Annotated in this window: 19 protein-coding genes; 14 read left to right on the top strand and 5 right to left on the bottom strand. The window is 63.7% G+C overall.

What is annotated here, in order from left to right:
• The first annotated feature begins 348 nt into the window (after window positions 1-348).
• The 10 genes from der to VSR68_RS17300 all read left to right on the top strand — a co-directional run bounded on the left by der (window position 349) and on the right by VSR68_RS17300 (window position 11819).
• On the top strand, window positions 349-1686 hold the full coding sequence (der, locus tag VSR68_RS17345; protein WP_342941011.1) for a ribosome biogenesis GTPase Der: 1338 nt from the start codon (window positions 349-351) through the stop codon (window positions 1684-1686).
• A 165-nt stretch (window positions 1687-1851) separates the two neighbouring features.
• Window positions 1852-2088: an RNA chaperone Hfq gene (hfq, locus tag VSR68_RS17340; RefSeq protein ID WP_007580427.1), complete on the top strand. Its 237-nt coding sequence runs from the start codon at window positions 1852-1854 to the stop codon at window positions 2086-2088.
• A gap of 73 nt (window positions 2089-2161) precedes the next feature.
• Entirely contained in the window at window positions 2162-3391 is a 1230-nt protein-coding gene (hflX, locus tag VSR68_RS17335; protein ID WP_428983528.1) for a GTPase HflX, read from the top strand.
• 30 nt (window positions 3392-3421) lie between these two features.
• A complete protein-coding gene (gene hflK, locus VSR68_RS17330; RefSeq protein ID WP_342941010.1) occupies window positions 3422-4828 on the top strand; it encodes an FtsH protease activity modulator HflK in 1407 nt (468 codons plus the stop codon).
• Window positions 4829-4839: 11 nt separating this feature from the next.
• A complete protein-coding gene (locus VSR68_RS17325; protein WP_342941009.1) occupies window positions 4840-5760 on the top strand; it encodes a protease modulator HflC in 921 nt (306 codons plus the stop codon).
• A 43-nt stretch (window positions 5761-5803) separates the two neighbouring features.
• The gene (locus VSR68_RS17320) at window positions 5804-5995 is read left to right on the top strand and encodes a DUF2065 domain-containing protein (protein ID WP_087735440.1); all 192 of its coding nucleotides are present in this window, start codon (window positions 5804-5806) and stop codon (window positions 5993-5995) included.
• 280 nt (window positions 5996-6275) lie between these two features.
• Window positions 6276-7427 (top strand): ATP phosphoribosyltransferase regulatory subunit, encoded by a 1152-nt coding sequence (locus VSR68_RS17315; RefSeq protein ID WP_342941008.1) that lies wholly within the window; start codon window positions 6276-6278, stop codon window positions 7425-7427.
• A gap of 273 nt (window positions 7428-7700) precedes the next feature.
• Window positions 7701-9047, top strand: a complete 1347-nt coding sequence (locus tag VSR68_RS17310; protein WP_342941007.1) for an adenylosuccinate synthase — start codon at window positions 7701-7703, stop codon at window positions 9045-9047.
• A gap of 3 nt (window positions 9048-9050) precedes the next feature.
• The gene (locus VSR68_RS17305; RefSeq protein ID WP_342941006.1) at window positions 9051-9635 is read left to right on the top strand and encodes a phosphoribosyltransferase; all 585 of its coding nucleotides are present in this window, start codon (window positions 9051-9053) and stop codon (window positions 9633-9635) included.
• A gap of 297 nt (window positions 9636-9932) precedes the next feature.
• Complete coding sequence (locus VSR68_RS17300; protein WP_342941005.1) at window positions 9933-11819, top strand: potassium transporter Kup; 1887 nt, start codon at window positions 9933-9935, stop codon at window positions 11817-11819.
• A gap of 180 nt (window positions 11820-11999) precedes the next feature.
• Here the strand turns inward: VSR68_RS17300 and VSR68_RS17295 are convergent, their stop codons facing one another.
• Window positions 12000-14339, bottom strand: a complete 2340-nt coding sequence (locus tag VSR68_RS17295) for a Tex family protein (protein WP_342941004.1) — start codon at window positions 14337-14339, stop codon at window positions 12000-12002.
• A gap of 375 nt (window positions 14340-14714) precedes the next feature.
• Here VSR68_RS17295 and VSR68_RS17290 point away from each other — a divergent pair, with 375 nt between their 5' ends.
• The 3 genes from VSR68_RS17290 to VSR68_RS17280 all read left to right on the top strand — a co-directional run bounded on the left by VSR68_RS17290 (window position 14715) and on the right by VSR68_RS17280 (window position 18206).
• Window positions 14715-15533, top strand: a complete 819-nt coding sequence (locus VSR68_RS17290; RefSeq protein WP_428983523.1) for a colicin transporter — start codon at window positions 14715-14717, stop codon at window positions 15531-15533.
• A 126-nt stretch (window positions 15534-15659) separates the two neighbouring features.
• Entirely contained in the window at window positions 15660-15878 is a 219-nt protein-coding gene (locus tag VSR68_RS17285) for a DUF465 domain-containing protein (RefSeq protein WP_087735434.1), read from the top strand.
• A gap of 69 nt (window positions 15879-15947) precedes the next feature.
• A complete protein-coding gene (locus VSR68_RS17280) occupies window positions 15948-18206 on the top strand; it encodes an ATP-dependent DNA helicase (RefSeq protein WP_342941002.1) in 2259 nt (752 codons plus the stop codon).
• A gap of 280 nt (window positions 18207-18486) precedes the next feature.
• On the opposite strand, the gene VSR68_RS17275 is transcribed toward VSR68_RS17280, so the two are convergent.
• Both VSR68_RS17275 and VSR68_RS17270 read right to left on the bottom strand, forming a co-directional pair.
• Window positions 18487-18762: a hypothetical protein gene (locus tag VSR68_RS17275; RefSeq protein WP_087735433.1), complete on the bottom strand. Its 276-nt coding sequence runs from the start codon at window positions 18760-18762 to the stop codon at window positions 18487-18489.
• Window positions 18763-18993: 231 nt separating this feature from the next.
• A complete protein-coding gene (locus VSR68_RS17270; protein WP_342941001.1) occupies window positions 18994-20241 on the bottom strand; it encodes a cupin domain-containing protein in 1248 nt (415 codons plus the stop codon).
• A gap of 32 nt (window positions 20242-20273) precedes the next feature.
• Here VSR68_RS17270 and VSR68_RS17265 point away from each other — a divergent pair, with 32 nt between their 5' ends.
• On the top strand, window positions 20274-20825 hold the full coding sequence (locus VSR68_RS17265; RefSeq protein WP_090864868.1) for an FKBP-type peptidyl-prolyl cis-trans isomerase: 552 nt from the start codon (window positions 20274-20276) through the stop codon (window positions 20823-20825).
• On the opposite strand, the gene VSR68_RS17260 is transcribed toward VSR68_RS17265, so the two are convergent.
• Both VSR68_RS17260 and mutS read right to left on the bottom strand, forming a co-directional pair.
• Window positions 20805-22181 (bottom strand): hypothetical protein, encoded by a 1377-nt coding sequence (locus VSR68_RS17260; RefSeq protein WP_428983527.1) that lies wholly within the window; start codon window positions 22179-22181, stop codon window positions 20805-20807. The two genes, VSR68_RS17265 and VSR68_RS17260, sit on opposite strands and share 21 nt — an antisense overlap.
• Entirely contained in the window at window positions 22168-24846 is a 2679-nt protein-coding gene (gene mutS / locus VSR68_RS17255) for a DNA mismatch repair protein MutS (RefSeq protein WP_342940999.1), read from the bottom strand. The genes VSR68_RS17260 and mutS overlap by 14 nt, the downstream gene beginning before the upstream one ends.
• Window positions 24847-24850: the final 4 nt, after the last annotated feature.

The raw sequence follows: 24850 nt of genomic DNA, 5'->3' as shown, positions 1-24850 counted from the left end.
GCGGACCGTCTGCAAAGCCGTCAAAAATTCGAGATCGTCAGTCGGGCTGCGCGGGCGATCGTTCAATGCGCGGTGTGCTGCTGTCGTTGGTGAACGATTGCGACGAGGCGGCAGCGCAATCGCTGCGTTGTGCATTCGATGCAATGCGTTCCGAGCCTTGTGCTCAACGCTCGACGCAGCCACCCAGGCAGCCAACCTGAAATCCGTTCGTATGCGCAGGCTCCGCGTGTCCGAAACGGGTCAAATTCGTGATAATTTTCGTCAAACGCAGCCGTGCAACGGCCGCATGGCGTTGCCAGTGCGGAAGGTCGGGTTTTCGACGCCGCGCTTCACTGTGAACAACATCTGATGAAACCCGTTATTGCCCTCGTCGGGCGCCCCAATGTGGGGAAATCCACGCTGTTCAACCGGCTCACGCGTTCGCGCGATGCGCTCGTCGCCGATTTGCCGGGCCTCACGCGCGATCGTCACTATGGCGAAGGGCGCCTCGGCGACCGGCCGTATCTCGTCGTCGATACGGGCGGCTTCGAGCCCGTCGCGAAGGACGGCATCCTGCACGAAATGGCGCGCCAGACGCGCCAGGCTGTCGAAGAGTCGGACATCGTCGTCTTCATCGTCGACGGCCGCAACGGTCTCGCTCCGCAGGACAAGTCGATCGCCGACTATCTGCGCAAGACGGGCCGGCCGATTTTCCTCGTCGTCAACAAGGCCGAGGGGATGCGCTATTCGGCCGTGGCCGCTGACTTCTACGAGCTCGGCCTCGGCGATCCGCGCGCGATTTCCGCTGCGCACGGCGACGGCGTCGCGGAGATGATCAACGAGGCGCTCGACGCTGCGTACGCCGGCCAGCCGGAAGAGAGCGACGAAGAGAAGCAGGCGCACGGCATCAAGATCGCGATCGTCGGGCGGCCGAACGTCGGCAAATCGACGCTCGTGAACACGCTGATCGGCGAAGACCGCGTGATCGCGTTCGACATGCCCGGCACGACGCGCGATTCGATCTACGTCGACTTCGAGCGGCAAGGCAAAAAATACACGCTGATCGACACGGCCGGCCTGCGCAAGCGCGGCAAGGTGTTCGAGGCGATCGAAAAGTTCTCGGTCGTGAAGACGCTGCAATCGATCTCCGACGCCAACGTGGTGATCCTGCTGCTCGACGCGCGCCAGGACATTTCGGAACAGGACGCGCATATCGCGGGCTTCGTCGTCGAGCAGGGGCGGGCGCTCGTGGTCGGCGTGAACAAGTGGGACGGGCTCGATCCGCATGTGCGCGAGCGCACGAAAAACGATCTTCAGCGCAAGCTAAAATTCCTCGAGTTCGCGAAGTTCCATTTCATTTCCGCCGCCGAAAAGACGGGAATCGGCCCGCTGATGCGCTCCGTCGACGATGCGTACAAGGCCGCGATGTCCAAGCTGCCGACGCCGAAGCTCACACGTGCGCTGATCGAAGCCGTCGAGTTCCAGCAGCCGCGCCGCCGTGGTCCCGTGCGTCCGAAACTGCGCTACGCGCACCAGGGGGGACAGAATCCGCCGATCATCGTGATTCACGGCAACGCGCTCGATGCCGTCACCGACACGTATAAGCGCTACCTCGAAAACCGCTTCCGGGAAACTTTTGCGCTGACGGGCACTCCATTGCGGATAGAGTTCCGGTCGTCGACGAACCCCTACGCGGACAAGGGCTGAACGCGCTGGCGAGCGGGCCCGAAACCCGCATGTAGACTGGCTCCTGGCCGAATGGCCAGGCGAAGCGCTGGTCAATAAAAATCGGCTATAGTGTAGCGATTGACGGCGGATTTCTTTTTCTTCGCCGGCAATTAAGTCAACCTGCAAAAAAATACGGAGTTTGCTATGAGCAACAAAGGGCAATTGTTACAAGACCCGTTTTTGAACGCACTGCGTAAAGAGCACGTGCCGGTCTCGATCTATCTCGTCAACGGCATCAAGCTTCAAGGGAACATTGAATCGTTCGACCAGTACGTCGTGTTGCTCCGGAATACGGTGACCCAGATGGTGTACAAGCACGCGATCTCGACCGTCGTGCCTGCCCGTCCGGTAAATTTCCACCCTGATTCCGAATCGTCCTAACCTCTCGTCGCGGCCGGTCGAGCGTCGTCGGCTGGCGACACTGACCGGCCGCTTCATTTTGACATCCACCAATTTGATCAACGCAGCGCTTGTCGGCATCGACTTCGGCAAAATCGATTTCGAAGCCAGTCTCGAAGAACTCAGCCTGCTCGCGCAAAGTGCGGGCGCCCATCCTGCCGTCACCCTCACCGGACGCCGTTCGAGCCCCGATGCCGCCATGTTCGTCGGCAGCGGCAAGGCTGAGGAATTGCGCATCGCGTGCGAGGCGAACGACATCGACATCGTCATCTTCAATCACGCGCTCGCGCCGGCGCAGCAACGTAATCTGGAGCGCGCGCTTAACAGACGTGTCGTCGACCGCACGAGCCTCATTCTCGACATCTTCGCGCAGCGCGCACGCAGCCACGAAGGCAAGCTGCAGGTCGAGCTCGCGCAGCTGCAATATCTCGCGACGCGGCTGATCCGCGCGTGGACTCACCTGGAACGGCAAAAGGGCGGTATCGGCCTGCGCGGCCCCGGTGAAACGCAGCTTGAAACCGACCGCCGGCTGATCGGCGAGCGCATCAAGATGCTCAAGGGGCGGCTCGAAAAGCTGCGCCGCCAGCACGGCACGCAGCGCCGCGCGCGCGCCCGCAACCAGACGATGTCGGTGTCGCTCGTCGGCTATACGAACGCGGGCAAGTCCACGCTGTTCAATGCGCTGACGAAAGCGCAGGCGTATGCCGCCGACCAGCTGTTCGCGACGCTCGATACGACCTCGCGTCGCGTCTATCTCGGCGAAGAAGTGGGGCAGATCGTCGTATCGGACACCGTAGGATTTATCCGCGAGCTGCCTCACCAACTGGTGGCCGCATTTCGTGCAACGCTCGAAGAAACCATTCACGCCGATCTGCTGCTGCACGTTGTGGATGCATCGAGTGCGGTACGGCTCGACCAGATCGATCAGGTCAATGACGTCTTGCGGGAGATCGGCGCGGACACGATCCGGCAGGTGCTCGTGTTCAACAAAATCGACGCGGTGCCAGAACTGGCGGCCCGAGGCGACGCGGTCGAGCGGGACGAGTATGGTAATATTTCGCGCGTCTTTTTGAGCGCGCGCACGGGGCAAGGGCTGGACACACTGCGCGCTGCCATCGCCGAAATCGCAACAGCCGAACATCTTTCGGAATCTGACGGTCTACTGTCGGAGGGAGACCCGAGAGCCGCGGCATTTCAACAAGATCAGCGCGATGATGCGGGCGAAGACCACCGCGAAGACCGCAAGATCCCAGACACGGGCATCGACCCGTTCCAATTGCATTGACCCGCTGTCTACTCTGGTGAACGAACACAGGTGAACGATTACAACGAGCGGAGTATCTGGCTGCGTCTGCGCGCCATCATGTCGCTGAACGACCCGCGGTGGGGCCGGGGCGATAGCAATGGCGACCGCCAGCGTCTGAACGATTCGAAGCGTCCGCCCAACGGCAAGGAAAACGAAGGCCCGCCCGATCTCGACGAAATGTGGCGCGACTTCAACCGGCGCCTGTCACGCATGTTCGGCCGCAAGGGCGGAGGCGGCGACCGTCGTCCCGACAACGGGCGCGGCGCGCGCATCGGCGTCGGCATCATCATCGGCGTGTTGATCGCGATCTACCTCGGCAGCGGCGTATTCGTCGTGCAAGACGGCCAGGAGGCCGTGGTGCTGCGCTTCGGCCAGTTGCGCGGCACGGCTGCGCAGGGCGTTCATTGGCGCCTGCCGTATCCGTTCGAATCACATGAAGTCGTCAACGTCGGCCAGGTGCGTTCCGTCGAAATCGGCCGCAACAACGTCGTGCGTCTCGCGAACGTGAAGGACGCGTCGATGCTCACGCACGACACCGATATCGTCGACGTGCGCTTTGCCGTTCAGTACCAGATCCGCAAGCCGACCGACTATCTGTTCCGCAGCGCCGACCCCGACCTCAGCGTGATGCAGGCGGCGCAGGCGGCCGTGCGCCGGATCGTCGGTTCGCGCAGCACAAACGACATCCTCTATCAGGACCGCGAAGCCATCCGCGCTCAACTGACGGAAGCGATCCAGCATTCCCTGGATGAATATCACACGGGTCTCGCCGTCACGGGCGTGACGATCCAGAGCGTGCAGGCACCCGACCAGGTCCAGCCTGCATTCGACGACGCCACGAAGGCGCGTCAAGACCGCGCGCGGGCGAAACGCGACGCGCAGGCCTACGCGAGCGATCTGCTGCCGCGTGCGCAGGCGGAAGCCGCGCGCATGATCGACGACGCAAAGACCTACAGCGACCGCGTGGTCGCGCAGGCGGAAGGCGACGCCGAGCGCTTCAAGGAAGTGTACGCACAATACTCGAAGGCGCCCGCCGTGATCCGCGAGCGCATGTACCTCGAAACCATGCAGCAGATCTATTCGAATACGACGAAGGTGTTCGTCGACAGCAAGTCGGGCAGCAACGTGCTCTATCTGCCGCTCGACAAGCTGGTCGAACAGACGCGTCAGCGCTCGGCCGAAGCGGCTGCGGCTGGCTCGGCACCGGGCGCCCAGGCCGCGCCGTCCACGCCCAATGCACAGAGCGCGCCGAACCTGTCCAACACGCAGCCGGCCACCCAGGGTGGCAACCCGCCGACCATCGTCGCTCCGCCCGCCGCGCCCGTGAGCAGCGCAAGCCAGGCCGCCGCCGCGAGCGACGCATTCCGTTCGCGCGATTCGCTCCGCAGCCGCGGACGCGAAGACGATCTGCAATAAGGAGCGCGAACATGAACAAGATCGTTGCGCTCGTCGTAGCCATTGTGATCGTGCTGTTCGCGGCATCGTCGATGGTGTTCGTCGTCGATCAGCGGCATATGGCCGTCGTCTCCGCGCACGGCGATGCCGCGCCGACGCTTGCCGGTCCCGGCTTGCACGTGAAGCTGCCGCCGCCGTTGCAGACGGTGACGTCGGTGGATACGCGCATCCAGTCGCTCGATTCACCCGACGAGGACCACTACGCGACGTCCGACAAGACGGAAGTGCTCGTGAATCCCATCGTGAAGTTCCGTGTGTCCGATCCCGTGAAGCTGATCGCGGAAACGAAGGGCGATGTGCAGAGCCTGCCCGATCGTCTCGCGCTGCTCACGCGCGGCGCGCTCGGCGACGCGTTCGCGAAGTACTCGCTGCCCGACGCGCTCGCGAAGCAGGATGCGATCGCAACCGAGGCGCGCGACGGCATGCAGAAGGGCGCGGCGTCGCTGGGCGTCGATGTCGTCGACGTGCAGCTCACGCGCATCGATTTCCCCGCAGCGATGGCCGACACGGTCTACAAGCGCATGATCGCCGCGCGGGAAGAGGTGGCCAGCCAGGAGCGCGCGCAAGGCGCGGCGGAAGCGGATCAGATCAAGGCGGATGCGGGCCATCAGCAGCAGGCGATCCTCGCCGATGCGTATAAGCAGGCGCAGTCGATCAAGGGCGACGGCGACGGCAAGGCCGCATCGATCGCCGCCGACGCGTTTGGCCGCGACCCGCAGTTCTATCAGTTCTACCAAAGCATGCAGGCCTACAAGAACAGCTTCAAGCCGGGTGACGTGATGGTCGTCGACTCGAGCAGCGAGTTCTACCGCTTCATGCGCAGCCCGGACGGCGCAGCAGCGGCTGCTCAACCGACTTCCGGCGCGTCGACGGGCGCGCACAACAAACACTGATTACGGGAGCGCCGCGGCAAACGCATCGCGGCGGCCGCATCGCATGGACATAGCCGGCTCGTTTTTGCTCGCGATCGCACTGATGCTGATCATCGAGGGGATGTTCCCGTTCGTATTTCCGAGCGCCTGGCGCGACACGTTTCGTAAAATAGCGGAGCGCCCGCCGCACCATATCCGGATCGGCGGACTGATCGTCATGGTGCTCGGGCTGTTGCTGCTGATGGTCGCGACCTGACGAAGGGCCCATGCGGCTTCGAGCGGCGCTCATGAGGCGCGCTTCGTACACGGGCTTCATGCATTGAGTTTGCGGCATCACGCGCCGGTGCAGGTTTCGATCGCGAGCCGAACGCTGCGGCGCCTCCGGGCAGCATCGATCGGCCAGTAGTTCGCCGCCGCTGGCCGAACGCAACACGCAACGCCGGCACGAATGCATCGTGTCCACCTGCACCGCGCGTCATTCATTTTTCCAACGGCGTTTGCCATGACGCCGGATTCACCGTCGTAGGACTGTATCGATGTCGACCTGGTTACTTCCCGAGAACATTGCCGACGTGCTGCCGTCGGAGGCACGCAAGATCGAAGAACTGCGCCGCCGGCTGCTCGACCGTTTTCGCGCATACGGCTACGAGATGGTCATGCCGCCGCTGCTCGAATACCTGGAGTCGCTGCTGACGGGCGGCGGCAGCGATCTGAACCTGCGCACCTTCAAGCTCGTCGATCAACTGTCCGGCCGCACGTTGGGCTTGCGCGCCGACATCACGCCGCAGGTCGCGCGCATCGATGCGCACCTGCTGAACCGTCAGGGCGTGACGCGGCTGTGCTATGCGGGCAACGTGCTGCACACGCGTCCGCGCGGACTGCACGCGACGCGCGAGCAGATCCAGATCGGCGCTGAAATTTACGGCCATGCGGGCCTCGAAGCTGATCTGGAAATCCAGCAACTGATGCTCGATGCGCTGCATCTGGCGGGCCTCGGCAGGGTGCGTCTCGATTTGTGCCACGCGGCCGTGCTCGCTGCGCTGATCGACAACGAGCCGGCTGCCGCGTCGCTCGGCGAAGCGCTGTTCGAAGCGCTCGCGGGCAAGGACGTGCCGCTGCTGAACGAATTGACGGCGCATCTCACGTCCGTCACGCGCGACGCGCTGCGCGCGCTGCCCACGCTCTACGGCGACGCATCGGTGCTCGAGGAGGCACGCGCGCGACTGCCGAACGCGCCGGAAATCTCGCGCGCGCTCGACGATCTCGCGTTCCTCGCGCAGCAGGTCGGCGGCGCGGAAGTGATGATCGATCTCGCCGATCTCCGTGGCTATGCGTATCACAGTGGCGTGATGTTCTCGGCGTATGTCGACGGCGTGCCGAACGCCGTCGCGCGCGGCGGCCGTTACGACAAGGTCGGTCAGGCATATGGCCGCGCCCGCGCGGCAACGGGCTTTTCGCTGGACCTGCGCGAAGTCGCGCGCATTTCGCCGATCGAGGCGCGCAGCAGCGCGATTCTCGCGCCGTGGCAGCACGACGACACGTTGCGCACGAGCGTCGCCGCGCTGCGCGATGCGGGCGAGGTCGTGATCCAGGCGCTTCCGGGCCACGATCATGCGCTCGACGAATTCGCGTGCGATCGCGTGCTGGTCGAGCGCGACGGCCAGTGGGTCGTCGAAGCGAAGCCTTGAGCGTGGTGATCGAGTGCTGTCCTCAGTGTCGTGTCCAGTATGGTGCGCAGTGTCGTGCTCAGTGTCGTGATTACGTACTGCGTCATATGAAACGTGACGCCGCAACCATCGGGATGCGTGCCGCCGCGAGCCACGCGTGAGAGTGCCAAAGCGCGTCGCCGCATCCCATGCCTTTGAGCCGAAACGGAAAAATCCCGCGATCAGTCGGTGAAAAAATCGGGAACCGTCGTCGAACATAGGTAAAATACGTTTTTAACCAGCTTAAGAATCAACATGTCTGCCAGCGCAGTGAATGTGAACCCTGGGCGCAATGTCGTCGTCGTGGGTACCCAGTGGGGTGATGAGGGCAAGGGCAAGATCGTTGACTGGCTGACGGACCACGCGCAAGGCGTCGTTCGTTTCCAGGGCGGTCACAACGCCGGACATACGCTCATCATCGGCGGCAAGAAAACCATCTTGCGTCTGATTCCGTCGGGCATCATGCGCCCGGGCGTCGCCTGCTACATCGGCAATGGCGTCGTGTTGTCGCCGGAGGCGCTCTTCAAGGAAATCGAAGAGCTGGAATCCGCCGGCATCGACGTCCAGAAGCGTCTCTTCATTTCCGAAGCCACCACGCTGATCCTCCCGTATCACGTCGCCATCGATCAGGCCCGCGAAGCACGCAGCGGCGCCGGCAAGATCGGCACGACGGGTCGCGGCATCGGCCCGGCGTATGAGGACAAGGTCGCGCGCCGCGGTCTGCGCGTGCAGGACCTGTTCGAGCCGAAGGCATTTGCGGAACGTCTGCGCGCGAATCTCGACTTCCACAATTTCGTGCTCACGCAATACCTCGGCGCGCCTGCTGTCGATTATCAGCAGACGCTCGACATGATGCTCGGCTACGCCGACCGTCTGAGGCCGATGGTCACGGACGTCTCCCGCCGTCTGTACGACGAGAACCACACCGGCCACAACCTGCTGTTCGAAGGCGCGCAAGGCACGCTGCTCGATATCGACCACGGCACGTATCCGTTCGTCACGTCGAGCAACTGCGTCGCGGGCGCGGCCACGTCGGGCGCGGGCATCGGTCCGCAGAAGCTGAACTACATCCTCGGCATCACGAAGGCGTACTGCACGCGCGTCGGTTCGGGCCCGTTCCCGAGCGAGCTGTACGACGCGGACAACGCAAGCCGTCAGGAAGAAGTCGGCCTGACGCTCGCGAAGGTCGGCAAGGAATTCGGCTCGGTCACGGGCCGTCCGCGCCGCACGGGCTGGCTCGACGCCGCCGCGCTGCGCCGCTCGATCCAGATCAACGGCGTGTCGGGCTTGTGCATCACGAAGCTGGACGTGCTCGATGGCCTCGATGAAGTGAAGCTGTGCGTCGGCTACACGGTCGACGGAAAGAATGCCGACATCCTGCCGCGCGGCGCGTACGAAGTGTCGCGCTGCGAGCCCGTCTACGAGACGTTCGGCGGCTGGAAGGAAAGCACCGTCGGTATCAAGGAATGGGACAAGCTGCCCGCAAATGCCCAGGCTTATCTGGCGCGCGTGCAGGAAGTGGCGGGCGTGCCGATCGACATGGTGTCGACGGGCCCGGACCGCGACGAAACCATTCTTCTCCGTCACCCGTTCAAGGCTTGATACATGACGCAGGGTGTACCGATGATTGCGATGAAAGACCCACGCAACGATGACCGCAATCTGTGGGTCGGCTGGGACGAATACCACCGGCTGATCGAAATGCTCGCGCTGAACGTGCACGAATCAGGCTGGAAGTTCGACAAGATCCTGTGCCTCGCGCGCGGCGGCCTGCGTGTCGGCGACCAGCTGTCGCGCATCTACGATCTGCCGCTGGCCATTCTCGCGACCAGTTCGTATCGCGAAGCGGCGGGCACGGAGCAGGGCGAGCTCGATATCGCGCAATACATCACGATGACGCGCGGCGAACTGTCGGGCAACGTGCTGCTCGTCGACGATCTGGTCGACTCGGGCGTGACGCTCGCGCGCGTGCAGCAGCATCTGAAGGAACGTTATCCCGCCATTACGTCGGTGCGTTCGGCCGTGCTGTGGTGGAAGGCATGCTCGAAGGTGAAGCCGGACTATCACGTTCAGTATCTCGCGACCAACCCGTGGATCCATCAGCCGTTCGAGGAGTGGGACACGGTGCGTCCGCACAATCTCGGCGCGTGGATCAAGCGCGGCCAGGAGCGTTCGGCGGACGCAGGCTAGTCGGCCTTGTCAATGCCGTCGCGCATCGTTGCGGCGATCGGCAGCGAATCGAGCGGAGCCCTTCGGGGCTCCGTTTTTTTCGTCTGAAACCTCGCGAACGCGAGCGGGAAAGAATTTAACAATCACGCGATTGACATTCGCGAATGACCGGCCGGAGCGGGTGCGCGATGCTACACTGCTGTCACGAAGCGTTGCTACGTGGCGTTTGCACAACGGGTCGAATGGTGGGCTTTAATGCCCATATTCTTTAGAATAGCGTTCGTTTTTGCCGCTCAGGAACGGATTCTTTTCGCGTTTATGACAAACAATCATCACGCCCCGAAGCAGCCGTTGCCATCGCTTGCAGTCGCTGCGATCGGCGTGGTTTTCGGGGACATCGGCACTAGCCCACTGTACTCGCTGAAAGAAGCCTTCAGCCCCTCTCACGGCATTCCCCTTACCGACGGTTCCATTCTCGGCGTCATTTCGCTGCTCTTCTGGGCGATCGTCGTGGTCGTGAGCATCAAGTACGTGATGTTCGTGATGCGCGCCGACAACAACGGCGAGGGCGGCGTGCTCGCGCTGATGGCGCTGTCGCTGCGCTCGTTCGACGCGAAGAGCAAGGCGGCCGGCCTGCTGATGATGCTCGGTATCTTCGGCGCGTGCATGTTCTACGGCGATGCCGTGATCACGCCGGCCATTTCGGTGATGTCGGCCGTCGAAGGTCTCGAGATCGCCGCGCCCAAGCTCACGCACCTGGTGCTGCCGCTCACGATGGTGATCCTGATGCTGCTGTTCTGGATCCAGCGTCATGGCACGGCGATGGTCGGCCGCCTGTTCGGCCCCATCATGGTGATCTGGTTTCTCACGCTGGCCGTGCTCGGGTTGTCGCATATCGTGCAGTCGCCCGAGGTCATCAAGGCGCTCAATCCGTATTACGCGGTTTCGTTCATGGCGGCGCACGTGCTGCAGGCGTACGTGGTGCTCGGCTCGGTCGTGCTGGTGCTGACGGGCGCCGAAGCGCTGTACGCCGATATGGGCCACTTCGGCGCGAAGCCGATTCGCTGCGCGTGGTACGCGCTCGTGATGCCGTCGCTGGTGCTGAACTACTTCGGCCAGGGCGCGCTCCTGATGCACGATCCGAAGGCCATCGAAAACCCGTTCTTTCTGCTCGCGCCGGAGTGGGCGCTGCTGCCGCTCGTCGTTCTGTCGACGGTCGCGACCGTGATCGCGTCGCAAGCGGTGATATCGGGCGCGTATTCGCTGACGAGCCAGGCGATCCAGCTCGGCTACGTGCCGCGCATGAAGATCCTGCATACGTCGGAGCTTGCGATCGGCCAGATCTATGTGCCCGTCGTCAACTGGATGCTGCTCTTCATCATTCTGTGCATCGTCATCGCGTTCAAGAGTTCGGATAACCTGGCCGCCGCGTACGGTATCGCCGTGACGGCGACGATGGTGATCACGACGGTTCTCGCGAGCGTCGTGATGGTGAAGGTATGGAACTGGAACAAGGGCATCGTGGCGCTGATCATCGCGGCGCTGATGACCGTCGATCTGGGCTTCTTCGGCGCGAACCTGCTCAAGGTCGCGGAGGGCGGTTGGCTGCCGCTTTGCATCGGCGCGCTGCTGTTCTTCCTGCTGATGACGTGGTTCAAGGGCCGCATGATCGTGAAGGAGCGCACGGCCGCCGACGGCATTCCGCTGATGCCGTTCGTGCAGGGTCTGCTTGCGCATCCGCCGCATCGCGTGTCGGGTACGGCGATCTATCTGACGGGCAGCGCAACGCTCGTTCCCGTGAGCCTGCTGCATAACCTCAAGCACAACAAGGTGCTGCACGAGCGCACGATCTTCCTGACGTTCATCACGCGCGATATTCCCTATGTCGACGACAACGACCGGCTGACCGTCAAGGACGTGAGCGGCGGACTGTTCCTCGTGAAGGCCGCGTATGGCTTCAACGAAACGCCCGATGTGAAGGCAGTGCTGGAGCAGATCAGCGTGACGCACGACATGTCGTTCGAACTGATGGACACGTCGTTCTTCCTCGCGCGCGAAACGGTGGTGCCGACGCAGTTGCCGGGCATGTCGGTGTGGCGCGAGCGCGTGTTCGCATGGATGCATCAGAACGCCGCGAAGCCGACGGATTTCTTTAGCATTCCCGCTAATCGCGTCGTGGAACTGGGGACGAAGATCGAGATTTGACCGAGAGAGCGCGCCCCGCGACAGTCGGGGTGCCTCGATCGGCAAAGACAAAAGGCCCACGCATTTTCATGCGTGGGCCTTTTGCTTTTCTTGTTCCGTGCGGTAGCTTCGATACGATCGGCAGCAGCGAGAGAGCTACGATGCCGCCGACCGTCGAACGAGCGCTTCGAAACTGCGCGGTTAACGCTTCAGCTTCGCAAACGCCGCCGCCATAGCGTTGACCGGCTCGGGATCGCGCGAGCGCTGTTGCGGACGTCCGCCGCCGCCCGAACGGCCGCCCATGCCGCCGCGCTCCTGCTGGGCACCCGTGCGCGGGGTCGAAGCGGGCGAGAAGTCGTCGTCGAGACGCATCGTCAGCGAAATGCGCTGGCGCTTCACATCGACTTCGAGCACCTTCACCTTGACGATTTGCCCCGCCTTCACGACTTCGTGCGGGTCCTTGATGAACTTCGTCGACATCGCCGACACGTGCACGAGACCGTCCTGATGCACGCCGACATCGATGAACGCGCCGAACGCGGCCACGTTGGTCACGACGCCTTCGAGCACCATGCCGGGCGACAGGTCCGAAATCTTCTCGACGCCTTCGCGGAACGTCGCCGTCTTGAACTCGGGGCGCGGATCGCGGCCGGGCTTTTCGAGCTCGGAGAGAATGTCGCGCACGGTCGGCAGACCGAAGCGATCGTCGACGAACTCGGTGGGCGTCAGCTTGCCGAGCGCGTCGCGATTGCCGAGCACTTCGCCGATGCTCTTGCTGATCTTCGCGAGCATCCGCTCGACGACGGGATACGCTTCCGGGTGTACCGACGAGCGGTCGAGCGGATTCTCGCCGCCGTTGATGCGCAGAAAGCCCGCAGCCTGCTCGAAGGTCTTGTCGCCGAGACGCGGCACCTTGCGCAGATGATCGCGCGTCGGGAAGGGGCCATTCGCGTCGCGGTAATCGACGATGTTGCGCGCGAGCGTCGCGTTCAGGCCGGACACGCGCGCGAGCAGCGCGACGGATGCCGTGTTCGCATCCACGCCCACCGCGTTCACGCAGTCCTCGACGACGGCATCGAGCGAGCGCGCGAGCTCGCGCTGGTTCACGTCGTGCTGATACTGGCCGACACCGATCGCCTTCGGCTCGATCTTCACGAGTTCGGCGAGCGGGTCCTGCAGACGGCGCGCGATCGACACGGCGCCGCGCAGCGACACGTCGAGTTCCGGGAACTCCTTCGCCGCCAGTTCCGACGCCGAGTAGACGGAAGCGCCCGCTTCCGACACAACGATCTTCTGCAGCTTCAACTCAGGATGGCGCGAGATCAGTTCGCTTGCGAGCTTGTCCGTCTCGCGCGATGCCGTGCCGTTGCCGATGCTGATCAGCTCCGCCTGCGTCTGCGCGGCGATGCGCGCGAGCTTCGCGAGCGAGCCGTCCCAGTCGCGGCGCGGCTCGTGCGGGTAGATCGTATCGGTGGCGAGCAGCTTGCCCGTGCGATCGACGACGGCCACCTTCACGCCCGTTCGCAGACCCGGATCGAGGCCGATCACGGCCTTCGGACCCGCCGGCGCGGCAAGCAGCAGATCCTTCAGATTGCGCGCGAACACGCGGATCGCTTCGCTTTCGGCTTCCTCGCGCAGATTCGTCAGCAGTTCGTTTTCGATGTGCGGCTGCACCTTCACGCGCCAGCACCAGCGGCACACGTCCGAGAGCCACTTGTCGGCGGGACGGCCCTGATTCGCAATGCCGAAGTGGCGCGCGATCATCGCTTCGCCCGGGTGCGGCACCTGCGCGTCGAGTTCTTCGCCCAAGCCGAGCTTGATCATCAGGACGCCTGCATTGCGGCCGCGGAAAAGCGCGAGCGCGCGGTGCGACGGCACGGTGCGGATCGTTTCCGAATAGTCGTAGTAGTCGCGGAATTTCTCGCCTTCCTCGCTTTCCTTGCCTTCGACCACCGTCGACACCAGCACGCCCTGATTGAACAGATAGTCGCGCAGCTTGCCGAGCACGTCGGCCGTTTCGCCGAACTGCTCCGAGAGGATGTCGCGTGCGCCGTCGAGCGCAGCCTTGACATCGGCGACGCCTTTCTCGGCATCGACGTATTGCGCGGCTTCCGTCTGCGGATCGAGCAGCGGGTTCGCGAGCAGCGCGTCGGCGAGCGGCTGCAGGCCGGCCTCGCGGGCGATCTGCGCGCGCGTGCGGCGCTTCGGCTTGTACGGCAGATAGAGGTCTTCGAGCACCTGCTTGCTGTCGGCGCCTTCGATCGCGGTGCGCAGTTCGTCCGTCAGCTTGCCCTGTTCGTCGATGCTCGCGATGATCGCGGCGCGGCGGTCTTCGAGTTCGCGCAGATACAGCAGGCGTTCTTCGAGCGTGCGCAGTTGCGTGTCGTCGAGATTGCCGGTGACTTCCTTCCGGTATCGGGCGATGAACGGAACGGTCGCTCCTTCATCGAGTAGTCCCACGGCTGCCGCGACCTGGCGCGGCTGGACGGTCAGTTCTTCGGCAATGCGCTGTACGATCTTGAGTGCTACGGTGTCCGTCATAGGGTCTTGATGTTCCTGCCGGATTCGACTGGTCGCCCACCTGCGCGCAGGCAAGGCGGCCGGATTGCTGAAAGGTCGCTAAAGCTCGTGAAAGCTTGCTGGAGCGGGGCATTTTGCCATAAATGGCCGAGCGCTCAAGCGCGGGGTGATAGAATTTCAGGCATGTTCCGTTGCCCATCTACGACGTTGCCGACCTTCCGCATTTCGCCCGGATCTCCACGCCGATCTCCGCTCGCATCGCCCGTCTTCGGGCCGCAGATTGCTCCGATTGCCTTCGGGTTTGCCGCTATCGCCCGTCGCGCCGCGGTTGCGGCGTCGCTTGCATTTGCCGCCGCTGCGCCGGCGTTCGCGCAGCAGACTTCCGCGGCGGCACCGATGCTCGTTGCCGCATCGGATGCGGGTGCAGCTGCCGCATCGCCCGGTGGTGCGTCGGGCGTGCCGGCGAAGGGTATGGATGCAGGCTCGCAAGCTCCCGCGGCGAACGACTTCGATGCGCGGCAAAAAGCGCTTGATGGCCGCACGACAGCGAACAACTACCGTTACGCCGTTGCGCAGCACAACTGCTATAGCAAGTTTTTCGTCAATCACTGCCTGAACTCGGCGCGTGACGACATGCGCGTCGTGGCTGCCGATATCCGCAAGGAACAGCTCGCGCTCGACGACGAAAAACGTGTCGACCACGCGCGTCAACGCGACGAGCAGGCGGCGATCAAGCGCGCGCAAAACGAAGCCGACGCGCCAGCGCGTGCCGCGCAGGACGCGCGCAACGCGCAGGCTTACGAAGAGAAGCAGCGCCAGCATCAGTTGAGCCAGGCGCAGCGCGAAGCGGAAGCGCCGCAGCGCGCGGCGAACGAGAAGGCTTATCAGCAGAAGCAGCAACAGCACGCGATCGATCAGGCGCAGCGGGGCATCTCGCCGTCGCAGGCGGCGGCGAACCAGAAGGCCTATGACGCGAAGCAGGCCGACTTCCAGCGAAAGCTCGACGAGGCGCATCAGCAGGCCGCGCAGAAGGCGCAGGAGCGCGCCGAGAAGCAGCAGCGCTTCGAGCAGAAGCAGAGCGAAGCCGTGCAGCACAAGGCCGACGTCGAGGCGCGCCAGAAGCAGGCCGCCGAGAAGGCCAAACAGAAGCAGGAAGAGCAGGCGAAGCAGCAACAGCAACTCGACCAGCAACAGAAGCAGCAACCGCAGCAGTAACCGCGGCAGCAACCGCAGCAGTAAGCAGCGAGCATCATCAGCCGTAACGCGTTTCAGGCCGGACAGCAACCTCGAGCGGAGCGACTGCACGACGCGGCCTTCGCCATTTCGAAAGAGGAGGCGAGCATGCGCGACCATCATCGCGTCATCAACTCGGACACACTGCGCGACCGCATTCTGCAACTCGAATCGGAGCACAGCGGACTTGATCGGTTGATCGACAGGATGTCCGAGGAACCCGGCATCGACGACCTCGAGATACAGCGCCTGAAAAAGCGCAAACTCAAGGTCAAGGACACCATCATCTTGCTGCAATTGCAGCTTGAACCGGAAGCGCGCAGCTGATACAGCGGCCAGGCAGGCGCCGGCCGCGTTCAGTTCGTAGCGCGTCCGATTTTGCAGGAAACGCTTGCCTTGAATTCACCGCTTCAATCTTCTTCGCGCGCGGCGCCCGCCGACGACGCGCCCGCACGCGACGAGCGCGCCGCGAAACCCGCAGCGGGCGGCGGCGCGCTGGTCGCATCGCTGAGTCACAAGCGCTCGTCCGAACTCGCCGATATCTTCGCCGCCGACGGGCTGCTCGCCCGCCAGATCGACGGCTACCGGCCGCGCGCGTCGCAGATCGAGATGTCACGCGCCGTTGCGGCGGCGATGGAAGCGTCGGGCCGCGCGATGCCCGAGCCGGCGATGTTCGAGGCGCAGAAGCGTCCGGCGCGGCGGCTGCAGCAGTCGGCGTCCGCATCGGCGGCAGCGCCGGACGACGCGGCGCCGGCGGACGCCAACGCGGACGGCGGCGAGAACACGCTGATCGTCGAGGCCGGAACGGGCACGGGCAAGACCTACGCGTACCTCGTGCCCGCGATGCTGTGGGGCGGCAAGGTCATCGTCTCGACGGGCACGAAGCACCTGCAGGACCAGCTCTATCAGCGCGATATTCCGACCGTGCGCGATGCGCTCGCGGTGCCCGTCACCGTCGCGATGCTGAAGGGCCGCGCGAACTATCTGTGCCACTACTATCTGCAACGGACGGCGGACAATGGACGTCTGCCGTCGCGGCAGGAAACGTCGTATCTGCAGGACATCATCCGCTTCGCGAAGATCACGCGCACGGGCGACAAGGCCGAACTAGCGAGCGTGCCGGAGACGGCGGCCGTGTGGTCGATGGTGACGTCGACGCGCGACAACTGCCTCGGCCAGGAATGTCCGCATTACAAGGACTGCTTTGTGATGCAGGCGCGCCGCGAGGCGCAGCAGGCCGATATCGTCGTCGTCAATCACCATCTGTTTTTCGCCGACATCATGTTGCGCGATACGGGCATGGCCGAGCTGCTGCCGACGGCGAACACGGTCATCTTCGACGAAGCGCATCAGCTGCCCGAAACCGCGACGCTCTTTTTCGGTGAAACGCTCTCGACGACGCAGTTCCTCGAACTCGCGCGCGACTCGGTCGCCGAAGGTCTCGGCCATGCGCGCGACGCCGTCGACTGGGTGAAGCTCGGCGCGGCGCTCGAACGCTCGGCGCGAGATGTGCGGCTCGCGTTCAAGGAAGATTCGGTGCGTCTGTCGATCGGACAACTGCCCGACGATCATCCGCTGTTCCCCGCGCTCGAAGCCGTCGAAACCGAACTCGATGCGCTCGCCAGTGCGCTGGCGGGGCAATCGGAGCGTGCGGAGTCGCTGGGGGCGCTGCTGCGTCGCGCGCGTGAGTTGCAGGACGTGCTGGCGGGCTGGACGACGCCGCCGACCGCGACCGAGCGCGATGCGGCGTCTGGTTCATCGTCGCAGGCGAGCGATGCGAATGATCCGAATGAGAAGGTTCGCTGGATCGAAGTCTTCTCGCATACCGTGCAACTGCATGAGACGCCGCTGTCGGTCGCGCCGATCTTCGCAAAACAGCGTGCGGGCGTGCCGCGCGCGTGGGTCTTCACGTCGGCGACGCTTTCCGTGCGCGGCGACTTCACGCACTATGCGGCGCAGATGGGCTTGAACGCGCGTCGCTCGATGACGCTGCCCAGTCCGTTCGACTATGGCACGCAGGGCCTGCTGTACGTGCCGCGCAACCTGCCGCAACCGTCGTCGCCGATGTTCACCGACGCCGTGTTCGACGCCGCGTTGCCGGCGATCGAAGCGTCGGGTGGCGGCGTGTTCATGTTGTGCACGACGCTGCGTGCAGTCGATCGCATTGCGTCGAAGCTGCGCGACGTCATCGAATCGCGTGGCTGGAACATGCCGCTGCTCGTGCAGGGCGATGCGAGCCGCACGGAACTGCTCGAGCGTTTCCGCTCGTACGGCAATGCGATTCTCGTGGGCAGCCAGAGCTTTTGGGAAGGCGTCGACGTGCGCGGCGATGCGCTGTCGCTTGTGATCATCGACAAGCTGCCGTTCGCGCCGCCCGACGACCCCGTGTTGTCCGCGCGGCTCGATGCATTGACGAAGAAAGGCTTGAGCCCGTTTGCCGTTCATCAGCTGCCGCAGGCGGTCATTACGCTCAAGCAGGGCGCCGGGCGTCTGATTCGCTCGGAGACCGATCGTGGCGTGCTGATGATCTGCGATACGCGTCTCGTCGACAAACCGTATGGGCGCCGTATATGGCAAAGCCTGCCGCCCTTCAAGCGGACGCGGGAGCTCGACGTGGTGCGGGAATTCTTCGACGAGAACGCGCAGGCTCAGTGAAGCGCGAGACGCGCGTTGCATCGATACACGTTGTTGCCGATGCAACGGGTGCGTAATTGCGATGAAGGCAATTCGACGCGTCGCCGTTTGAATTCACTTCAATTCAAATACAAGTCGAAAAGCATCGAATACATGCGAGCGGGATAATCTCGATATAAAAGAGCGCGCATAAAACAAAACGCCACGGACTGAAATCCGTGGCGTTTTGTTTTTTCGCCCGGGAAGCCGTGTGGACTTCCCGTTGCAGTTTTCGCCCAGAGGACGAACCCTGTGCTACAGCTTACTGGCTTGCGCCCGAAGCCGGAGCAGCTGCCGATGCAGCACCTTCCGAAGCGGCAGCGCCTGCGTCCGAAGCAGCGGCAGCCGGTGCCGAAGCGGGGGCTTCGCTCGCAGCAGCAGCGCCCGAAGCGGCAGCGCCCGTATCCGAAGCAGCAGCAGCCGGTGCCGATGCGGCAGCAGCGTCGCTAGCCGGGGCAGCTGCCTGGTCGCTGCTCTTGTTGCATGCAGCCAGTGCCACAGCTGCCAACAGGGATGCTACGAGGAGGGATTTCTTCATGATCACGTCCTTTTATGGTTAAAGGTAAGCAACAGCGCAAAATAATACCGGTAATGTGCTCCAACACCGACCTGGGCCGCTGGTGGAGACCGCACTTCATGAGCGTGAATCTTCCCTACGGCTTGGGCGGAAATTATATGCACTTTCGTATCGACCGTCGACAAATCCAGGGCCAATACGTTGTCTTTCTCAGACAATTTTTCGCTATACGGTATAACAGCGGAGCGAATCTTATCGCAGTTCACCCATCTGTATCCAGCCCGCACGATACCACTCGTGAAGTAGTGCTGTCACCGACGATTGCGGGGAGAGTGTTACAAAGCGTTTCGCACTCAGAGAGCGGTTGTCGGCGAGTTCAATCACCCATTTTTTAACGCCTGCAAGCCTGCTTTCTTCTCCATTTAGATAATAAGAGCGGTTGTCGTAAAGCAGCACAGTTTTGCGGTCGAGCCGCACGCCTTCCTTCATTGCGCGGCTGACGAAACGCGCTTCATCGAGCGGACGTTCGGGCGGATCGAACACGACGCTCGGCTTCGGCTCGCTGAGATAAGTGCCGAGGAACGACGACACATCCTTATCGCTCCAGTCGACGTTAGCAAGGATCGCGCCCACGCGGTTGACCAGCGCGGGAGGCAGTTCCGCCGGGCGTTCGACAGCGGGTTGCTGCGGATCGCGATAGAGCGCGGAACCATTCGGCGATGCATGTGCCTCACCGCGTTCGGCGAGGTAGTAGAGGAACTGGGCAGCCAGTTCGCTCGTGGAGGGCGCGCGAAAACCGATCGAGCAGGTCATGCATTCGCCTTGCGCGACACCGTCATGCGCAATATGCGGAGGCAGGTAAAGCATGTCGCCTGGCTCCAGCACCCATTCCTCTTCGGGCTCGAAGTGTTGCAGGACTTTCAGCGGCAGGCCTGGCTGCAACGACAGATCGCGCTGCGCGCCGATGCGCCAGCGTCGCTTGCCATGAACCTGCAACAGAAAGACGTCGTAGGAATCGAAGTGAGGACCGACGCCGCCACCGTCCGTCGCGTACGAAATCATCAGATCGTCGAGGCGCGCATCGGGCACGAAGCGAAAGCGGTCAAGTAAGGCGCGTGCGCGGTCGTTATGCAGATCGACGCCTTGCACGAGAAGTGTCCACGCACGTTGTTTGACGGCGGGCAACTCGTCTGCAGCAAACGGGCCATGCTCGAGCTGCCATCGGTTGCGAAAATGCGTGATGAGGCGCGATTCGACGTCGTCCTGATCGGCGAGTTCGAACAGTTCGTCACGTGCCAGCGGCGCGACGATGTCGGGGATCGCCTGGCGGATCAGAAGGGGCTTTTTCTGCCAGTAACGTCGCATGAATTGCGACGGCGTCAGGTTGCCTAACAGAGGTGTGGGCTGGTCCGGCGCGGGTGCCGACGAAGCGGAAACGGAAGTAGGGGAAGTACGCGCTGAAGCTTTGGCAGCGGGGTAGTCAGGGGGCCGCACGGGCATCGTATAATGTGAGTCGTAATCTGGAGAATCGAATGAAAATCGTAAAGAACACCGTCGTATCGGTCGCGTACAAGCTGTCGGATGCGCAAGGCAATCTGATCGAGGAAAGCGACGAGCCGATGGTTTATCTGCACGGCGGCTATGATGGCACGTTCCCCAAGATCGAGGAAGAGCTCGACGGCCATGAGCCTGGCTTCGAAACCCAGATCCAGTTGGAGCCGGTGGACGCGTTCGGCGAGTACGATCCGGAGCTCGTGAAGATCGAGCCGCGCAGCCGTTTTCCCGAGCCGCTCGAAGTCGGCATGCAGTTCGAAGGCACGCCTGAAGAAGGCGATGAGGATCTCGACTCGCTGATCTACACGGTGACGGACGTCGCCGAGGACAAGGTCGTGCTCGATGGCAATCACCCCCTCGCGGGCATGGCGCTGCGTTTCAAGCTGACGGTGAAGGACGTGCGCGAAGCGACGGAAGACGAAATCCAGCATGAGCATGCGCACGGCGCGAGCGGCCTCGAAATCGTCGATGAAGACGATGACGAAGACGATGCCGACGACGCTGAACCGTCACGGCCGACGCTGCACTGAACTCGCAGGGTTGGCGCCCGGATAGACGCCGGAAGGTTGGGCAGTTCCCGAAGCGGGCGCGTAAGCGCCCGTTGTCGCATCTGGCGGGCCGTATCGATACGTGGTGCCGTTGCTCGTGTTGCCGTCGTCGTTGCCGTTGCCCATATCGGACGACGGCGCGCGCGGCGGCTCCGGCAGAATCGGCGGCAATTCGGACGCGGGCGCGGAACCCGGCACGGCGGGCATCGAAGGCGTCATCGGCGGTGCCGTGTATTCGTTATGCGACGGCAATGCCGGCGCCGCAGGCAGCGGCAGACTTCTCGGCACATTCTGTACGCTTACGCGAAACGGCGGCCGCTTCGCAAGATCGGCATCGATCTGTATCCACTGGTTCTGAGGATTGCGCGGAGCGAATGCGATGCGCGTCAGATTCGTGACCAGGTCGCCCTTATCGTTGCGCAGCGGTTGATCGATCATGAAGCCCGCGCGCATTCGATCGTCATCCTGATGAATTACGACGACGGGACCATGAAAGGTCTCGGCCAGCTTCACGAGGCTGCGCTTGAATTCGAGAAAGCCGTCGCGCTTCGCCTTGCGGCCGAAGCGCAGCCACGCGAAGCGCTCGGGGCGCTCGTAGCGTTCGGGATCGAAGTCGCCCTGGAGCAGCACGACGATCGCCCGGGCGTTGTGCCGCTTCGCATATTCGGCGGCGTGGTCGAGCCAGAACGCGTTCGCGATCACGCGGTCTTCGAACTCGCCGTTGCGCCCGCCCGCATACAGGAAATGATTGTTCGGGCCCGGCACGTTCACGCCGACGAATACGGTCTCGCCGAGCTGCCAGCGCACGTTCTCTCGATACGTGCGAAAGCGCAACACCTCGCTTTCGCGCACGAGCGGAATCGGGTTCTGCCCCATCGACGACGTATCCGCGAAGAGCGTCTGCCGCAGCAGATCGAGCCGTTCGACGGGATCGTAGCCGCCCGCTTCCTCCGTGCCGCAATCGGCCCAGTCGTGCTGTCCGGGAATGAAAACGAGCGCGGGTTTCGACATTTCGAGCAGCGTCTGGCGCGTTGCGAACAGCGAGTCGCGGCACGCTTCCTTGCTGCTTTTCAGATTGCCGTCGTAGACGATGAACGAAATGCCCGGCTCGCGTCCGATCGCATCGAGGAGCCGTTGCGTTTGCGCTTCGTCGGCGGGACTTTGCAGCGTGCTGCCGACGACGGCAAACGAGTAGCGCGGCTCCGATTCCTTCGCGAACGACGCGCGGCCGGGCAAGGCCAGCGACAAGCCAATCGCGAGCGCGACCACCAGCGCGGCGCCTCGCGAGCGGCGATGGTCCGCCGACGCGTGGCCTGCGTACGCGTCAGTGCTGCGCATCCGGCGACTTGGCCAGTTCATGCAGCTCGTACAGCAGGTCGAGCGCTTCGCGCGGACGCAGATCGTTCGGATCGATCTCGCGCAGCCGCTCGACGAGCGCCTGCATCGCGGGGTCAGGCGCGGGCGCGGCGGGTTTGTCGTCGGCGTCTTCGAGCATCGTCACGGGCGCCGCGAACAGATCGAGTTGCGGCGCGGGCTGCGCGGCCGACTGCTGTTCGAGATACGCGAGATGCTTGCGCGCCGCGCGAATCACGGCGTTCGGCACGCCCGCCAGTTGCGCGACCTGCAGACCATAGCTCTGGTTCGCGGGGCCTTCGTTGACCGCGTGCAGAAACACGATGCCATGCCCATGCTCGACGGCAGACAGATGCACATTTGCCGCATGCGGAAACTCGGCGGGCAGTTGCGTCAGCTCGAAGTAGTGCGTCGCGAAGAGCGTGTGACAGCCGTTGTGCGCGAGCAGATGGCGCGCGATTGCCCACGCAAGCGCAAGGCCGTCGAACGTCGACGTGCCGCGGCCGATTTCGTCCATCAGCACGAGGCTTTGCGGCGTCGCGTCGTTCAGGATCGCGGCGGCTTCCGTCATTTCGACCATGAACGTCGAGCGGCCGCCCGCCAGATCGTCGGCGGCGCCAATGCGCGTAAAAATGCGATCGATAGGACCAAACGACGCGCGGCGCGCGGGCACGTAGCTCCCGACGTACGCCATCAGCGCGATCAACGCGGTCTGACGCATGAAGGTCGATTTACCGCCCATGTTCGGGCCGGTGATCAGCAGCAACTTGCGTTCGGGGCTGAGTGTGCAGTCGTTTGCGATGAACTGCTCGACTTGCGCCTCGACGACGGGATGCCGTCCCTGTTCGATTTCGATGCCGGCCGTCGGCGTGAAGCCTGGCGCGACCCAGTCGAGCGCGCGGGCCCGTTCCGCGAACGCGGCGAGCACGTCGAGTTCGGCGAGCGCCGAAGCAACGCGCTGGCAATCCGCGATGAACGGCAGCAGCGCCTGCAACAGCGCGTCGTACAGCGCCTTCTCGCGCGACAGCGCGTGTTCCTGCGCCGACAGCGCCTTGTCCTCGAAGGTTTTCAGCTCGGGCGTGATGTAGCGCTCCGCGTTCTTCAGCGTCTGACGTCGGCGATAGTCGTCGGGGACCTTGTCGGTCTGGCCGCGTGTCACTTCGATGTAGAAGCCGTGCACCTTGTTGTACTCGACGCGCAGATTGCCGATGCCTGTCCGCGCGCGCTCGCGCGTTTCGAGGTCGATCAGGAATTGTCCGCAGTTCTCCGAAATATCTCGCAGTTCATCGAGTTCGGCGTCGTAGCCTCGCGCGATCACACCGCCGTCGCGCACCATCGCGGCGGGCTCCTGCGCGACCGCTTGTTTGAGCAGATCGACGCACTCGGCCGGCGGCTCCAGCGACGCGTCGATACGCGCGAGCGAATCGGCGGTCTGCGTGACGGCGGCCAGTTGCGCGCGCAGTTCGGGCAACGCGATGAACGTGTCGCGCAGGCTCGACAGATCGCGCGGACGCGCCGACAGCAGCGCGAGCCGGCCCGTGATCCGTTCGATATCCGAGATCTGCCGCAATGCGCTGCGCAGTGAGTCGAGACTGGCTTGGGGCGGCGCGTCGAGCAACGCGCCGATGGCCTGCTGGCGCGCCTGCGCAAACGCGGCATCGCGCGGCGGATGGTGCAGCCAGTGACGCAGCAGACGGCTGCCCATCGTCGTGCAGCACGTGTCGAGCAGCGAGCAGAGCGTGGGCGAATCCGTGCCGCGCAGCGTTTCCGTCAATTCCAGATTGCGGCGCGTGGACGGATCGAGCCCGATGTACTCCGATTCGTATTCGACCTTGAGACTGCGCACATGGCGCAGTTGCTGGCCTTGCGTCGCCGCCGCGTACAGCAGCACCGCGCCCGCCGCGCCGCACGCGCACGACAGCGAATGCGCGCCGAAACCGTCGAGGCTCGCGACTTCCATTTGATCGCACAACCGCTGCGTGCCCGACGCGACATCGAAATGCCATGCCGGGACGCGCGTCATCGCGCCAAAGCCGGAAGGCAGTGTCCACGCATTCGACTCGGCGGGCGAGGGCGTGTCGGCGACGAGAATTTCAGCGGGACGGATGCGCTCCAGCGCGGCGGCGACCTGATCGGGCGCGACTTCGGCAAGACGCAGTGCGCCACTCGCCAGATTCAGCCAGGCGAGGCCGACGGCCGACACCACGCCACGCCGGTTGTGCGCTGCGCACACGGCGAGCAGATACGTGTCGCTCTTGTCGGAGAGCAGCGCGGCGTCTGTCAGCGTGCCGGGCGTGACCACACGCACGACCTTGCGCTCGACCGGTCCCTTCGACGTCGCCGGATCGCCGATCTGTTCGCAGATCGCGACCGATTCGCCGAGCTTCACCAGTTTTGCCAGATACTGTTCGACGGCATGATGCGGCACGCCCGCCATCTTGATCGGATTGCCGCCCGACGCGCCGCGCTGCGTGAGCGTCAGATCGAGCAGGCGCGCAGCCTTTTCGGCGTCGTCGAAGAACAGCTCATAGAAATCGCCCATCCGATAGAACACGAGCGTGCCCGGATGCTCCCCTTTAATGCGCAGGTACTGCTGCATCATGGGGGTGTGTTGCGCGAAGTCGTTTGCGGCTGCGGTTTGAGTGCCCATCCTC

The sequence above is a fragment of the Paraburkholderia phymatum genome (assembly GCF_038900715.1).
Classification (GTDB): Bacteria; Pseudomonadota; Gammaproteobacteria; order Burkholderiales; family Burkholderiaceae; genus Paraburkholderia; species Paraburkholderia phymatum_A.
The sequence above is the reverse complement of the archived record's forward strand: the minus strand, read 5'-3'. Positions and strand labels throughout refer to the sequence as shown.